The organism is Polyangiaceae bacterium (assembly GCA_020633235.1).
Classification (GTDB): Bacteria; Myxococcota_A; Polyangia; order Polyangiales; family Polyangiaceae; genus JACKEA01.
In genome coordinates, this window is the sequence record JACKEA010000002.1 from 888,974 (window position 1) to 903,695 (window position 14,722).

The window sequence follows — 14,722 nt, forward strand, 5'->3', positions numbered from 1 at the left end:
GGACTTTCGCTCGCGGCCAAATCCCGCCATTTCTCGCAAGCTGACACGTCGCCCGGATTGCGCTAATAGCCACGGCCCATGGCCACTACCGCTGAACGGCGTGCCGCCCCAACCCGGCGTCGAGCGCCCGAGCCCGCTCCCGTCGTGAGCGGACGGTTCTGGATCGCCGCCGCTCTGCTCGGAGCCATGGTCATCATCCCGTTCTCGCCGCTGGCGAACCTGATCACGCCGCCGGAGCCCAAGGGCTCGGACCCGGCCACCTGGGGCGTGGGCAAGACCAGCACGGTGAAGGTCACGCTGATCACGGCGGACTCGAACCTGCTCTCCTGCGCCGCGGACAAGCCGATAGACGGCGCCCATTGCGCCTACAAGTCCGAGACGGACGCGTGGCCGGCGGATCCCAGCGCACCGGCGGACGACAACAACCAGAACGTGATTCAGCCGTACCGCACCTGGCCGGACAACAAGCTGATCCTCATAGCGGGGCTGTGGGCGGAGAAGCACATGGCCATGCGGCTGCATCGGGAGCCGCCCACCGGCGTGCAGTCGTCCACGCTGGCGCGCTTCGTGGCCGACTGCGAAGTGAAGTTCGTGGGTTCCCTGGACGCGCCCAAGCTGCGCTGGAACCCGGGCGCGCAGTGGCAGAGCGAGCCCGGCGCGGCGCTGGTGGCCCGCCCGGTCAACTGCACCATCAGCGAAGAGTGAAGCTCACTCGCCGGGTGCGGGCTCGTGCGGGCGCTCTCCCGCGACGAAGCCCGTGAGCTTGGCCCAAGCGCGCTTCACGTCGTCCACGATGGCGTACACGGCGGGCACCAGAACCAAGGTGATGCCGGTCGCGAACAGCACGCCGAAACCGAGGCTGATGGCCATCGGAATCAGAAACCGCGCCTGAACGCTGGTCTCCAGGATCATCGGCGTCAGGCCGAAGAACGTCGTGAGGCTGGTGAGCAAGATCGGTCGGAAGCGCCGCGCACCACCGGCCACGATCGCCTCGCGGCGTGCCATGCCCCCGTCCCTGAAGCCGTTGGCGGCGTCCACCAAGATCAGGGAATCGTTCACCACCACGCCGGACAGCGCCACGATGCCCATCAGACTCATCAGGCTCAGGTCGTAGCCCATTGCCACGTGGCCGATGAGCGCGCCGACCAAACCAAAAGGAATCACGCCCATGATGATGAGCGGCTGGATGTAGCTGCGGAAAGCCACCGCCAACAGGGCGAAGATCGCGATGATCGCGAAGGCGAAGCCCTTGCCCAGGCTGCCCATGGTCTCCGCCTGGGAGCGCTGCTCGCCCTCCAAGGAGTAGCTGAGCCCGTCGAACTCGTGAAGGATCCCGGGCAACACGTTTTCCTCCACGTCCTTCACCACCTTGGTGGCGTTGGCGGCGCTCTCGTCGACCTCTGCGGTGACGCGCACCACCCGCCGCCCGTCCTTGCGGCTGATAGCCGTGTAGGAGCGGCCGCGGTGGATTTCAGCGGCCTGCGACAGCGGGATCTCTCCGCCGGCGGGAGTGCGCACGAGCAGCTCCTCGATGTCGTGCTCACTCTGACGCTCGGACTCCGGCAGGCGTACGTAAACGCGGAGCTCGTCCCGGCCCCGCTGCTGGCGCACCGCCTCGGCCCCGAAGAAGCTGGATCGGATCTGGCGCGCGAGATCGGCTTCCGTGAGGCCGAGCACCCGCGCGCTGGGGCGGAGCTTCAGATCCAGCTGCTCCTTGCCCGGCGAAAAGCCGTTGTCGATGTCATACACCCCGGAATAGTCGGCCAGGCGCGCCGCGAGGCGATTGGCGGCGGCCTCGAGCACGTCCAGGTCCTTGTGCGACAAGGCGATGTCCACTGCGGCGCCGGCGCTCGGGCCCGTGCTGAAACCGAACTTGAGCGTGCGCGCCCCCGGAATTTCCCCCAACCGTTCGCGCCACAGCCGGGCGAACTCGGTGGAGCCGAAGGAGCGGTCCTTGAGCGGCACCAGGAACACCGCGACCTCCGCCAGGTGCCCGCCGCCGGCGGTCTTCACCGAGGCACTGGGGCCGCCGCGCATGGAGCCACTGTCCCCCACCTGGGAGAAGATGCCGCGACCCACGGTGTGCTCCCCGCCCTTCTCCGCGAGGATCTGCTGCGCGGTCTTCACCATCCGGTCCGCGACCGCCTGTGTCTCGCTGACGGCCGTGCCGTAGGGCATCTCCAAGGAGCCGACGATCACGTCGCTCTCCACCTTGGGCATGAAGGTGAAGTTGATGCGGCCGCCCGCCACCAGACCGAAGGATCCGAGCAGCAGCGCGATGCCGATGCACAGCGTCAGGTAGCGGCGATCGAGCGCCTTGTGCACCACGGGCACGTAAGTGTGCTCGATGAGCCACTCCACGAAATGTGAAAAGCGTGTCTGCTGTCGCTCGATCCACTTGTATGCGCGGCCTTCGGCCAGCTTGCCGAGCAGCAGCAGGAGCACCCCGCCCACCAGCAGCGTGCCGAGCCCGAGACCGATGGCGTAGCCCAGCCCGTAGGGCATGCCGAACATCAGCCCGGCCACGATGGCGGCGGTGGGCACCAGCACCGCGGCCCCCCGGTGCGCCAAGTGAGACGGCAGCACGAACAGGGACTCCACCAGGGAGATCGCCAGCACGGCGATCACCACGATGGGGATCAAGCGGAAGAACTTCCCCGCCGGCCCCGGCACGAACAGCATGGGAGCGAACGCGATGATCGTGGTGAGCACCGCGAATAGCACCGGCATCGCCACCTCGCGAACGCCCGCGATGGCTGCCTGAAGCGGCGGCAAGCCCTGTCTTCTCTTGGTGTGAACTGCCTCGCCCACCACGATGGCGTCGTCCACCACGATGCCCAAGCACACGATGAAGGCGAACAGCGAGATCATGTTGATCGACGCGTTCGTCCCGGGCATGAACAGCAGCGACCCGATGAACGAGATGGGGATGCCCAACGTCACCCACATCGCCAGGCGCAGCTCGAGGAACAGCCCCAACACGCCGAGCACCAGGATCAATCCGAGGTTCGCGTTGCGTCGCAATAGATCGATACGGTCGGCGTAGATCTCGGAGATGTCGGACCAGATGCTCATTTCCACGCCGGGTGGCAGCGCGCTCTTGTGCTCCGCCACGTAGCGATTGACGATCTCCGAAATCTCCAGCGGCGTTTCGTCCCCCACGCGGAAAACGTTCACCATGGCCGCACGCTTGCCGTCGAAGAACGCTTCCTGGTCCGTGTCGCGGAAGGCGTCTTTCACCTCCGCGATGTCGGAGACGTGAACCTCGCTACCGTCGGGCCGCGACAGCAGCACGATGCTGCCGAACTCCGAACCGTGGTCTCGCCGCTCCGCCGTGCGCAGCAGCACCTCGCCGCCGCGAGTCTTCACGCCGCCGCCGGGCACCTCCACGCTGGCCGCGCCCACGCGCTGGGCCACCTGGTCCAGGGTGAGGCCGTAGCGACGCAGCTCCTCCCGCGGCACCTCGATGCTCACCTCCGGGGGACGCACGCCGGAGAGCTCCACCAGGGTGATCTTGCCGCTGTTCAGGAGGTCGTCCCGCACGCGCTCGGCCAGCTCTCGAAGCGCCTTTTCGCTGGCATCCCCGTGCACCACGACGCTCACCACCTGGCGCCGCGCGAGCGCCAGGCTCACCACCGGGCGCTCCACGTCCTTTGGGAAGCTGGTGATGCGATCCACGGCGCTCTTCACGTCGGCCAGCGCGCGGTCGGGGTTGGTCCCGAAGAGCAGCTCCACCACCACCGTGCCAGCGCCCTCGGAGGCCGTGGAACGCACCTCCTTCACGCCGTCCACGGCCCGTACCGCTTCCTCCACCGCGAGCACCACGCCCTGCTCCACCTCGGAGGGGCTGGCTCCCGGGTACGGCACGCTCACCAACACGAGGTCGAGCTCGAACTCGGGAAACACCTCTTGCTTGATGCTGGGCAGGGTCAAAAGCCCGCCCACGATGAACACCAGCATCAACAAGTTCGCGGCGACGGCGTTCTTCGTCATCCACGCCAGAGGGCCCTTGCCTCGCGTGGCCGCCGGCCCGCTTCCGCGCGGGCTCGACATCGGCTCGTGGTCGCTCATCGCCGGCCCAGCACGGTGTCCGACTTCGAAGGCGCCTTGCGGATCAGCATGCCGGGCACCGCGCTCGGCAAGCGGCTGACGATCACTTCCTGTCCGGCCGACAGCCCCTTCTTCACGAGCACCGACCGCTCTCGACGCCAGGCCACCTCCACCGTCCGCACCGCGAGGCGACCGTCCTTGTCCACGACGTACACGCTGTCGCCATCCCGAAGCGCCAGCCGCGGCAGCTCCACCACGTCCGTCAGGGTCTGGGCCTCGATCGCCGCCTCCACGAAGGCGCCCAACAGGAGCGGCAATCCTCCGGCGTCGTTGTCGAGCCCCATGGGGTCGTCAATCTCGACCAGCAGCCGCGCCATGCGCCCCACGGGATCGAGATCCCCCAACAGCCGCACCACGCGTCCGCTCCGCTCGATGCGCTTTTCGCCGACTTCCTGCACCACGCTCACGGCCGCGCCCTGACCGTCCTTGGCGTTCAGGCCAGGCACCGAGATCACGTCCAGGCGTGCCACGGGGATCGACACCTGCACCCAGAACGCATCGGTCCCCACCAGCGTTGCCAGCTGCATCTGCGGCGACACCAGCTGGCCCTTGTCCACCGACTCGCTCTTGACGAAACCGTTGAACGGCGCCCGCAGCACCGTCTTCGACACCGCCAAAGAAGCCTGTGCCTTGGCGCTCTTGGCGGCCTCCAGATTGGTCCGCGCGACGTCCAGCTGTGGCTTGCGCAGCGCCAGCTCCTTGCCCTCCTCGCTGGCGTTGCCTTCCTCGCCGATGATCTGCCACTCACGCTTCGCGATCTCGGTCCGTGAGTGCTCGAGCCGGAGCTCGAGGGCCGCGCGGTCTACGTTCGCCTTTTGCTGCCGCACCGCGAGGGCGTAGTCCCGCGGATCGATGCGCAGCAGCGTGTCGCCCTTCTTGAAGCGTCCGCCCGGGATCAGCTCGGCGTTCTGCCACACCACGCGCCCGGCCACTTCCGGCGACAGGATCACCTGCTCCGCGGGCACCACGGTGCCTTGCACCACCACCCGCAGCCGCTCGCGAACGCTGGCGACCTTCTGCACCTCCACCAGCGCGCCGCGCTCGTCGCGTGCCTTCTTCTGCGGCTCCGGTCGCGTCTTCACCAGCGCGACCAACACCCCCACGCCCACCAAGAGCGCCGCGATCGGCAGGGCCGCTCGGAGTATCTTCGTGCCCACGCCGCTCACGCTCGCACCTTTCGTCCAGTTAGAGCCTGATCCTGCAGGGTGCAAGCTCTGAGGCGCCAATACCACGGAACTGCTTCCGTTTTCTTGATTTTGTCGGTCCGGCGCGAGCCCCGGCGCGCCCACCATCGAAAGCATGAGACCGACACGGCCAGTCGTGCTTGGGTCAGTCGCATGCTCCCCCGGAGGGCCATCGCTTGCACGGTGCTCGCCGCCCTCGGCGCCTGCCACCCGAGTCCCCCGTCGCCGAGCGTCCCTGCGGCGAGCAGCACGCCTGCGCCGCCACCCGTGCCCACGGTTTCGGCGAAGCCACCGTCCGCGCCGCCGGCGGTCTGTCCTGCTGCCATGTCCAGCATCCCGGGCGGCACCTTCGAGCTCTCGGAGGAGGACGAAGCGGGCGCTCGCTTGCTGCGCTACCGGACCACCGTCGACCCGTTCTGCCTCGACGTCACCGAGGTCACGGTGTCCGCCTACGACAGCTGCGTGAAGGCCGGCGCCTGCACCAAACCGGACGACCGCACGCGCTTCTGCAACTTCGGCGACGACGCGCGCCGAAACCACCCGATAAACTGCGTGGATTGGTTTCAAGCGCAGGCCTACTGCGCCTGGGCTGGCAAGCGCTTGCCGACCAACGCGGAGTGGGAGATCGCGGCCCGCGGTGGCACGGAGTATCGGATCTACCCCTGGGGCGACGACGCACCGGACGCGACGCGCGCCTGCTACGGGCGGTACGACGGGACCTGCGTCGCCGGCAGCCATCCTCCGGAGGCTTTTGGCCTTCGCGACATGGGTGGGAACGTCGGGGAGTGGGTGTTCGACTGGATGGCGCCCTATCCACGAGAGAGCGTCCGCTACCGGGGCCCGGAGACGGGGCGCTTCCGGACGATCCGCGGGGCAGCTTGGGGCTCCGGCGAGAAGTTCCTTCCCGCGCACATCCGTCGCTGGCTCCCGCCGAAGGCGTCCCAAGCGGGAAATGGGATCCGCTGCGCCCTCAAGGCGAACGAACCGCGTCCGAAAGCTCCTCGCTGACCTTTTCGTCGACCGTGCGGGCGGCGGCTTCCTTGGCAGGGCTCGTCGCATCGAGCTTGCTCATGGCGTCGTCCGCCGCTTTCGAAAGCTCTTCGGGGACCACGTCGGCAAGCCTCGGGGACGTCTTCGGAGCTCCCTTCGGCGCCGTCGGGCTCCACACCCGCGCCTCGCGCCTCGCGCGATGAGAAACCTCGGGCGCACCCGTCGTCCCGGTTCCGGTGGTCTGGTAGGCAGAGCGCGCCGCGTCGTCGTCTTCACAGAGGTCCTGGTACGCGACGTCCAGGAAGTCGCGCGCACTCCGCCCTCCCCCCCTTCCGACCGGGTTGCTCAACGGGATCCCGTGGACCATCAGATCCGCGAACGCGAACATCTGCTCGTCGTTCAAGTCGAGGGGAACGCTCTTCTGCAGGGTCTTCACCGCGTTCTGGAAGTCCGCGCGCAACGTCCTTTCGGCCGTGGCCTCGTCGAAGCCCATGGGCGGGGAGCACTCGCAGAGCGTCTTCGTGCCGGCGCATCGATTGCTGCCACTGGCGCCCGGGCACAGTGCGGGCACGCCCTTCTTCGCCGTCGGCTTGCACGCATTCTTGACCACGTGGCCGTACCCGATCGTGCAGGCGCCTTCGGCCGCGACATAGGGCTCGGCGGCGCAGCACTCCTGACGCTTGAGCACCTCGATGCGCGGCGCCACCTCTCCGGTGAACGTGTGACGCGCCGGAGCGGACAAATCCAACTCTCGGACATCGGCGCCCCGTCGCATCGGAACCACGCAACGCTTGATGCGCCCGCTGGCGTCGGTCACACGGTGGACCTTTGCCCAATCCACCATCGCGTCGACGGCGGTCGAGTAAACGGTCGCACGGCGAACGGTGGCGGCGCAGGCTTCGATGAGCGCGGCTCGATCCGTACCGACCTCCACCGGGATGGCCAGCGCCGCGCTCAGATCGGCCTTCGCATCCGCCAGCGTCACGTCCGCGGGGTCCAGCCCCGCGGGGGGCCTCCCCATCATGTCGCGAAGCGCACCCTTGGCGACCGCCCACTCGAGGGCGACCCGATTGATCGGTAGCGCGGCGCCCTTGGCGTTCGCATAGCGCAGGATGACCGCTCTCGTCGCGGCTCCCAGCCGCGCGAAGTCCAGCCAGTCGCTCTCGGCGATCTCCGTGGGCGCGTAGCTCAGGAGCACCGCGAGGCGTAGGCGTGGCCCACCGGCTCCGGCCGCAGCGCTCTTGAACGTCGCCTGCCCGGCCGGTCCCAGAGCCCCGGCAATCCCCTCGAGCCACCCCAACATCTGCGCCATGCTCCGGCCTCGGATCACGTACAGGGCTCCGCCGAGATCTCCCTTCGTCACCAGGCTCCGAACGTACTCGAGCGTCACGTCCTTGGGATTCGCCGGCAGCCCTTCGGGCCTCTCCGCCTGCGGTGCCTTGGGATCGGGTTGACGCTGACGCACGCTGCGCGCGCTGGCCTGCTGTGCCACGTGCACCAGCTCGTGCCCGAGCAGCTGGCGGCCCGCCCGGGTCGACGTGGAAAGCTGGCTCGGACCGAAGGCAATCTCCCGCCCTTCCGTCACCGCCAGTGCAGCCTCGCTCTTCGCCTTCTCGTGGCCTGCGGCTTCGGCTTCGAGGCGGACGCCCTCGAGCGGGACGCCGAGATGGTGCTCCGCGACGCGCTGCACCGACTCCGGCAAGGTGCCGTGCCCGACCGGCACCGCGGCGGCGAGATCCTCTGCGATACGCCGACCGATCTCGTCCGCCTGCCGCTCCGCGGGATCCACCGGAGCGCGACACTTCGGGCAGGTTCCGCCGCAAGCGCCACACTCCCGCCGACTCCCGAACGGATCCGGAAGCGGCGCGCTGAGCGCCGGAGAGAGCTTCGGCGCTCCGGCAACCGGCGCCGTCGGGCGCGACACCTCCCTCGGCCGTCTTGCCTGGGCCAACATCAGCCCACGTCCCCACTCATGGGACGACTCTATCTCACGACGCGCCCCCTGGCGAAGCCCCGCAGATCAGCGATCTCGTCGGTCCGCCGCGAGCCCGTCAGGTACGGACGGAGCAGCTCAGCACTTGGCTCACGAGCTCGGCCCCGGAGTCCTTGGTACTGCGCAGCATGACGGCAAGGAGCCTGCCTTCCGACAGCCCGAACACGAGGGACTCGTAGATCTCGTCGTTGGCACCACTGACTTCGTAGCTTCTTCCGGCGCGGTTCAGCTTGTCGTCCACGGGCACGATCGTGAGCTGGCCGCCGCGGCGGGTTCCGGCATGGAAGCCAAGCCAGCGTTCGCCGCCCGCCCGCGCAAGGGACGGCTCCGCCAGCGACGCGTCCGTGCCCTCCAGGGTGATCTTGTCCAACGTGCGGGGCAGCGTGGCGCTCAAGAGAGCGGTACGGAGCTCCCAGCGGTCGTCCGCGACCTTCTGGCTCACCAACAGATGCGGCGAACCGTCGTCGAAGAAGCGCGGCAGGCTCGGGTAGCCGCCACGATAGGTGCGCATGGATCCCCGAGGCTTGAAGGCGCTGGAAAGCGACCATGCCAGGAGGCTGCCGCGATAGCGCGCCGAGAGCACGTGCGAGTGGTCCGACAGCTCGTGGGCCACGGGGGCCTCCAGCGTGTAGAGGTCCTTCGGGTCTCGCGGCGACTTCGGCAGTGGCACGCTCATCAACGTGACGAAGCCGCGTCCGGCATCCGGCGCGGCGAAGAAGCGCATGCTCCACTTGTGCGAGCCGTCCGGCTGAGGGGAGCCCACCAGCTCGCTGCCCACGGCCCACACCGCACCGTCCGAGTCGACGAAGGTGCGGCAATCGCGCACTTCACGGATGGGCCGCTGCGCGCGTTCCGGCGGCGCCTCCGCGGCGGGAGCGGAGCTCGCCGGTGGCGCGGCGCTGGGCGCATTCTGGATGCCCCGAGTCGGCAGCTTGAGCCGTCCGACCACCGAGGGTGTCGCTGGCTTGGCCGTATCCGCCGCGGGCTTCTCCTTCTCCTTTTCCTTCTCGCGTTCGAGGAGCGGTTTGCCGTCGAACACCAACAGCGCCTGGCGCTCCGTCACCTGCTCACAGGCGATGCGCCGCCGCTGATTGTCCGCGTACTTGTCGCGGTAGTCCGCGTACACCGCCAGCTTGCCGTTGGAGAGCGAGGGAGTCACGCGCTGCAGATCGCGCTGACCCTTCTTCGCCGGGATCTCGTTGGCGAGGCTCGAGCCCGAGTGCAACGCGACCTTGGTCAGGTTGCCGTGCCCCCCGGCATCGAAAGACAGGACGTAGGGCCGATTGCCGAGCGCGACACCGAGGAGCAGCTTGCCGCCGGACTTCGTGGGCGTGAGCCCCGTGCGGCGGTTGGCCCACTTGCCCCACACCTTCTCCTCCGCGACGGCGCAGACGGCGCCTTCGGGAATGCGAGCTTCCTCGGCCGCCGGCGCCGCCGAGCCCGAGGCTACGGCGGTCGCGCCCGCTTCTACCGCTCCGCCGCCGCCGGTGAGGCCCTTCAGCTTGCCGCAACCGAACAACGCGACGATGCACAGACCAAGACCCACGGCAGTGACTCGATTCGTCCGCATGGGCCGCGACGTTAGAGCGTCTTCAAACGGGATGGAACACGCCGGCGTCAGGTGGCTTTCGAGCGGGGTTTCTTCAAGGACAACGCCGCGGGCAGGGCGATGATCGCCGTCCCCAAACAGGCGAGCTCTCCGGCCACGGCAAACACGCCGAAGGAAAACAGCGCCTGATTCTGGGCCACGAGCAGCGAACCGAAACCGATGATGGTGGTCGCGGAGCACAGCGCCACTGCGCCCCCCGTGGCGGAAAGGGCGCTTTCCAGATCGAAGCGTCCATCTGCCTGGAAGCGCTTCAACATGTTGATCGAGTAGTCCGCCGCGATGCCGAAGGTGATGGGCAGTGCCACGAAGTTCGAGAAGTTCAGCTTGGCACCGGTCCACGACAGCCCGCCCAACATCAGCAGCACGCCGACGAACAGCGACGCCACCGCCGCCAAAGACAGGCCCACAGACCGGAACGCGAAGATGCAAATGCCGAGCACGGCGGCCAGGGAAAGCACCGTGGCGCGCGGGCCGTCCCCCCTCATGGCGCTGGCGATGTCGCTGGAGAGCAGCAGCGATCCGGCCACGTCCACCTGCCGCCCGTCCACTCGCGCGGCCTCCCGGAGGTCGTCGGTGAACTGCTTCATGCGCTTGGCGTCCCAGGTGCCCGCACCGGTCTTGGGGAACACCAGCACGTTGCGATCCATGCGGCCGTCGCGCTCGCGAAGCCCGGCCACCAATACGCCCGGCACTTGGCTCGACGTCAGGGGCACCAGGGCCTCGTCCGTCAGCGCTCGTTCCACCAGCTCCCGGTCCTTGGGCTCGAGCTCGGACTTCAACTTGGGCGTCAGCACCTTGCGGAGCTTCTTCGCCTCGACCACTGCCTGGTCGCGATGGGGCGGCAGGATCTCGCTGCCACTTCGCACCGAGCCAATGAGGCCGCCGGCACCGCCGGCCTTCGCAAGGGCGCGAATCCGCGCCTCGATGGTCTTTGCTTGGTTGGCGTCGGCCGCCATCACCACGGTGGGCGTCAGGTAGCGGCGCAGGGTGGCGTCCATGCGGGGCCCCCAATACCGTTCGCCGTCGTTCCACGAGTCGCGACGCCGCAAGCGAGAGAAGTCGTACTCGATCCAGTCCGAGTGGCGCTGAAAGATGCCCGTCCCCGCCAGCACCGAGAGGATCCCGGTCACCGCCAACACCGCCCGCGGTCGGCGGAGCAGCCAGCGGGTCAGCCGCTGTCCGAGGCTCGCACCCGAGCGCTGCTTCGCGGGGACCATTTTCTTCCCCACCAACAGCACGAGCGGGGGAATCAACAGCATGTTGGCGAACCAACACACCACCATGCCGAGGCCTCCGATCCAACCGAACTGGTTGAAGCCACGGAAGTCCGTGAAGACCAGGGAGCCATAGGCGGCCGCCGCCGCCAGCGCCGCGGCCAGAGTCGGACGCCAGCTCCCGGCGAGGGCCGTGGCAATGGCGTCCTCCAGACCCAAACCACGACGGCGCTCCTCGGTGTAGCGGCTGAGCAGGATGATCCCGCTGTTGATGCCATTGCCCACCACGATGGACCCCAAGAACGCGGTGTTGGAGTTCAGGTGGCGGATCGACAGTGGCGGCAGCGCCGCGAGACCGAAGGCGTAGACGGTCCCGAACAAGAGCGGCACGCCCAGGATCGGAAGCGCGCGGGAGGAACGGAAGAACCACACGATCACGGCGATCACCAGCGCCAGCACGAGCACGCCGGAGAGCCCCAGGTCCGCCGCCAGCCCCTCCATTTCCTCTACTCGCGTCGCCACGTCCCCGGCGAAGCCCACGCGCATCGCCGGAGCATAGGAGCTCGGAAAGCCGAGGTCCGCCAGATCCGCCTTCACCCGTTCGAGCAGGGCCTTGTCACTCGGATAGCCGGTGGCCGTGGAGCTCGCCTGGACCAACAGCACCACCGTCTTTCCGTCGTCGGAGACGAAGCGGTCGTCCGGAAAGGAGTGCGGCTTGCCATGCCGCGCTTGGTACTTGTCGCGCAGCTCGGCAATGGGAACCTTGGGCGGAGGGTTCTCGTCGTCGTCCAACAGGTCCATGTCCATGGACCGAGTCACTTCCCAGTCGCGCCGCTTCTCCACGGCTTCCCGGAGCTTCTTCACGTCGCTCGGGTCCATGAGCTGCAGCACGTAGGTCTCGGCGAAGCGCCGCTCCGCCTTCACGTCCCCGCGCACCGCGCCCACCAGCTCCTCGGGATAGCCGCGTATGCGTTTCGCGAGGTCGTCTACCAGGCGATTGGCCGCAGGCACGTTCTGGGGACCGCCGGTGTCGATCACGATGCCCAGATGCCGCAGGCCCGGCATGCGGCTGCGAAGCGTGGTGAGGGCTCGAACACTCGGCGCGCTGGTGGGCAACAGCTCTTCCAGATCGCTGCGCAGATCCATGTAGGTGCGCACCGTGCGGTAGCCGGCCACGACCGCGAGCGCTGCCGCGATGAAGAGCACCATCTTGGCGCGGCGAAGGAGCCACCGCGCGAGGCGTTCGCTGGGTCGTTCCGAGTCGCTCACTCGCGGCCGCCTTAGCCCGGATTCGACGTCACGTCACCGGGGGATCTCACTCCGCAGCCGCAGAAGCGGGCTGGGGAGCCGGCACCTCGGCCTCGGCGGCGTCGACCTCGTGCCACAGCCCGAAGCGGATCAGCAGGCGCTTGGCCACCACCACCGCGACCACCGCCACGGCCCAACCGGCCAGGCCGTCGAGGATCCAGTGGTGGTCCAGGTACACGGCGGCGGAGAACATCAAGATGGCGTAGCCGATGTGAATCGGCCGGGTCTTCCAACCCGCCGCCTTCCACGCCGTGAGCAGGCCCAGCACGGGATAGGCGCAGTGCATGGACGGCATGGCGCCGTACACCGACGCGGCGCGAGAGTAGAAGGTGTGGAAGTAGTGAATGCCCAGGTACGCATCCACCCGGTTGAGCCCAGCGGCGCTGGGCAGGGCGTTCATGTCGATGGCGCAGCCGTATTGCCGGATGTACCAGGGCGGCGCCGCCGGAACGATGAGCCACATCGTGAAGGAGATGAAATTGGCGATGGCGAACGCCCACAGGTAGTGGCGCATGCGCCGACGATCCACGAAGAACAAGTAGGCGGCGTAGAGGATCGCGACGTAAGCGAAGATGGCGTAGGGAATGCTGCAAATCAGATCCGCCACGATGTTGTGATGCAGCGCGAAGTAGTCCTGGACCGTCACGCCCGGTGACACGGAAAACAGACTGAGCTCCGCGTTCCTGAGCCCACAACCGACGACTCGATCCGCGCTGACGAACGCCTCGCGGGCATAGCGCACGCTGTCGTAGCCAAAGGCCACCGCCAAGTACGGGCTCGCATCCACGAAGAAGCGCTTCGTTCGTGGGCCGGTGTAAGCAAGGACGCAGGCGATGGCCGGAATGATCACGTGCTCCGGCCGCAGATCTCCGATCGCCCACATGACCACGGCGTAGGCCACGGGGATGCCGCCGGGCAGGATCCACCACCGGCCCCACAAGCCCCGCAGGTGAGCGAGCACGCGGCTCACGCGGCCCTCCAGCGTCGTGCTAGGGTCCCGCGGCAATGGACGACCGGTTGGCGGAGCGCTTGGCAACGTGGTTCGGCTGCGGCAGCTCCCCGGTTGCTCCGGGCACCGTGGGGTCGCTGGGCGCGGTTCCGCTTCACTTCGCCCTCAAGCTGCTGCCACCGCTACCCCACGCTGCCGCCATCGTGGCCATCACGGCGGTGGGCGTGTGGGCGAGCCAAAAAGAGGCGGACCGCCTGGGCGTGGAGGATCCGCAGAGCGTCGTGATCGACGAAGTGGCCGGCACCCTCATCGCCATGGGCATGACGCGGCGCCTGGGCATCCCCGCGCAGCTCCTCGCCCTCGCGCTGTTCCGTGCGTACGACATCCTGAAGCCCGGGCCCATCGACAGCGTGCAACACGCCCAACCGGAAGGGCTCGGCATCATGGCGGACGACTTGCTGGCCGGCGTCATGGCCGGCCTCACCGCGCGTTGGCTCGTTCGTCGTTGAGCAGCGCGCGCCGCGCGGTGACGAGCACCGCCACTGCACCAATCGCGTTGAGAACGGCGAGCACGGTGACGCCGCCCAAGAGCAGCGGGGCCTGAATCGGAACGGAGAGCACCACGGCGCCGGCGAACAAGCTGAACGCGGTCAACACCACGCGCTCCGCCCGACGCATGAACAGCGGCGGCAGCACCGTGCCGAGCGCCTCCGCCCGAGCACGCACGTAGCTGACGGTGAAGCCACCCACCATGGCGAGCACCGGAATCAACGCCAGCAGCCGATGATCCGAATAGAACAGCGCGACGCCCAAGAGAGGCGAAGCGTCCGCCAGTCGATCGACGGTGGAGTCGAGAAGCGCGCCCCAACGACTCACGGTGCCGGTGGCTCGAGCCACGACGCCGTCCAACGCGTCGAACGCGCCACCCACGAGCATGAGCACCGCCGCGGTGACGAAGTGCCCACCGGCCGCCACCACGCCCGCCGCGATGGACAACACCAGCGACGTGTACGTGAGAGCGTTGGCGGAGACGCCAATCCGCGCGGCGCGCTGCCCGAGGCCAACACAGGCGCCGTACAGCACGTGGGCCGAGGCAACGCTCTGCCACACGGTCCCGTGCAAACGCGCTTCGGCTACGCGAGCGCTCTCAACGGTCGTGTCGACTTCTACCAGGGTACGCGCGAGCATCTTGGACCGTTCCCGGGGCGCGCCCTGCGCCGCCGATCCACGGCGTAACCTAGTCACCAACGCTTCGAATACAAGCCCGCCGATGCTCTCGAATCCAAGCTCGCCCGCGCTCGGACCGGCTCCGTTTTGTTCGCTGATCCACCTCGCCTGCTCGATCGTCCTCTGCTCTGCAATGGG

The 14,722-nt window shown here is 68.2% G+C and carries 10 protein-coding genes; 3 read left to right on the forward strand and 7 right to left on the reverse strand.

Translation table 11 applies throughout. From position 1 onward, the window contains the following. The first annotated feature begins 144 nt into the window (after positions 1 to 144). The gene (locus H6717_14415; GenBank protein MCB9578215.1) at positions 145 to 705 is read left to right on the forward strand and encodes a hypothetical protein; all 561 of its coding nucleotides are present in this window, start codon (positions 145 to 147) and stop codon (positions 703 to 705) included. Between the two features lie 3 nt (positions 706 to 708). Here H6717_14415 and H6717_14420 read toward each other — a convergent pair whose 3' ends face one another. After that, positions 709 to 4,071 carry an efflux RND transporter permease subunit gene (locus tag H6717_14420; protein MCB9578216.1) on the reverse strand — a complete coding sequence of 1,121 codons (3,363 nt, stop codon included), beginning with the start codon at positions 4,069 to 4,071 and terminating at the stop codon, positions 709 to 711. After that, positions 4,068 to 5,267, reverse strand: coding sequence for an efflux RND transporter periplasmic adaptor subunit (locus tag H6717_14425; GenBank protein MCB9578217.1), 1,200 nt, complete (start codon positions 5,265 to 5,267; stop codon positions 4,068 to 4,070). Before H6717_14425 ends, H6717_14420 begins: the two co-directional genes overlap by 4 nt. 180 nt (positions 5,268 to 5,447) lie before the next feature. Here H6717_14425 and H6717_14430 point away from each other — a divergent pair, with 180 nt between their 5' ends. Next, positions 5,448 to 6,302 carry an SUMF1/EgtB/PvdO family nonheme iron enzyme gene (locus H6717_14430; GenBank protein MCB9578218.1) on the forward strand — a complete coding sequence of 285 codons (855 nt, stop codon included), beginning with the start codon at positions 5,448 to 5,450 and terminating at the stop codon, positions 6,300 to 6,302. On the opposite strand, the gene H6717_14435 is transcribed toward H6717_14430, so the two are convergent. The 4 genes from H6717_14435 to H6717_14450 all read right to left on the reverse strand — a co-directional run bounded on the left by H6717_14435 (position 6,265) and on the right by H6717_14450 (position 13,378). Beyond that, positions 6,265 to 8,238 (reverse strand): DUF4157 domain-containing protein, encoded by a 1,974-nt coding sequence (locus H6717_14435; GenBank protein MCB9578219.1) that lies wholly within the window; start codon positions 8,236 to 8,238, stop codon positions 6,265 to 6,267. The genes H6717_14430 and H6717_14435 overlap by 38 nt on opposite strands. A gap of 97 nt (positions 8,239 to 8,335) precedes the next feature. Continuing rightward, on the reverse strand, positions 8,336 to 9,847 hold the full coding sequence (locus tag H6717_14440; GenBank protein ID MCB9578220.1) for a hypothetical protein: 1,512 nt from the start codon (positions 9,845 to 9,847) through the stop codon (positions 8,336 to 8,338). 47 nt (positions 9,848 to 9,894) lie between these two features. Beyond that, positions 9,895 to 12,369, reverse strand: a complete 2,475-nt coding sequence (locus tag H6717_14445; GenBank protein ID MCB9578221.1) for an MMPL family transporter — start codon at positions 12,367 to 12,369, stop codon at positions 9,895 to 9,897. 46 nt (positions 12,370 to 12,415) lie between these two features. Continuing rightward, positions 12,416 to 13,378 carry an inositol phosphorylceramide synthase gene (locus H6717_14450; protein MCB9578222.1) on the reverse strand — a complete coding sequence of 321 codons (963 nt, stop codon included), beginning with the start codon at positions 13,376 to 13,378 and terminating at the stop codon, positions 12,416 to 12,418. A gap of 35 nt (positions 13,379 to 13,413) precedes the next feature. On the opposite strand from H6717_14450, the gene H6717_14455 reads away from it, so the two are divergent. Further along, a complete protein-coding gene (locus tag H6717_14455) occupies positions 13,414 to 13,866 on the forward strand; it encodes a phosphatidylglycerophosphatase A (protein ID MCB9578223.1) in 453 nt (150 codons plus the stop codon). Here H6717_14455 and H6717_14460 read toward each other — a convergent pair. Continuing rightward, on the reverse strand, positions 13,838 to 14,545 hold the full coding sequence (locus H6717_14460) for a CDP-alcohol phosphatidyltransferase family protein (protein ID MCB9578224.1): 708 nt from the start codon (positions 14,543 to 14,545) through the stop codon (positions 13,838 to 13,840). The genes H6717_14455 and H6717_14460 overlap by 29 nt on opposite strands. Between the last annotated feature and the right edge of the window lie 177 nt (positions 14,546 to 14,722).

Bases quoted from the DNA above. Each gene is read 5' to 3' on its own strand.
- H6717_14430 (MCB9578218.1), top strand. From the start codon at position 5,448: ATGCTCCCCCGGAGGGCCATCGCTTGCACGGTGCTCGCCGCCCTCGGC.
- H6717_14420 (MCB9578216.1), bottom strand. From the start codon at position 4,071: ATGAGCGACCACGAGCCGATGTCGAGCCCGCGCGGAAGCGGGCCGGCG.
- H6717_14435 (MCB9578219.1), bottom strand. From the start codon at position 8,238: ATGTTGGCCCAGGCAAGACGGCCGAGGGAGGTGTCGCGCCCGACGGCG.
- H6717_14455 (MCB9578223.1), top strand. From the start codon at position 13,414: ATGGACGACCGGTTGGCGGAGCGCTTGGCAACGTGGTTCGGCTGCGGC.
- H6717_14460 (MCB9578224.1), bottom strand. From the start codon at position 14,545: ATGCTCGCGCGTACCCTGGTAGAAGTCGACACGACCGTTGAGAGCGCT.
- H6717_14440 (MCB9578220.1), bottom strand. From the start codon at position 9,847: ATGCGGACGAATCGAGTCACTGCCGTGGGTCTTGGTCTGTGCATCGTC.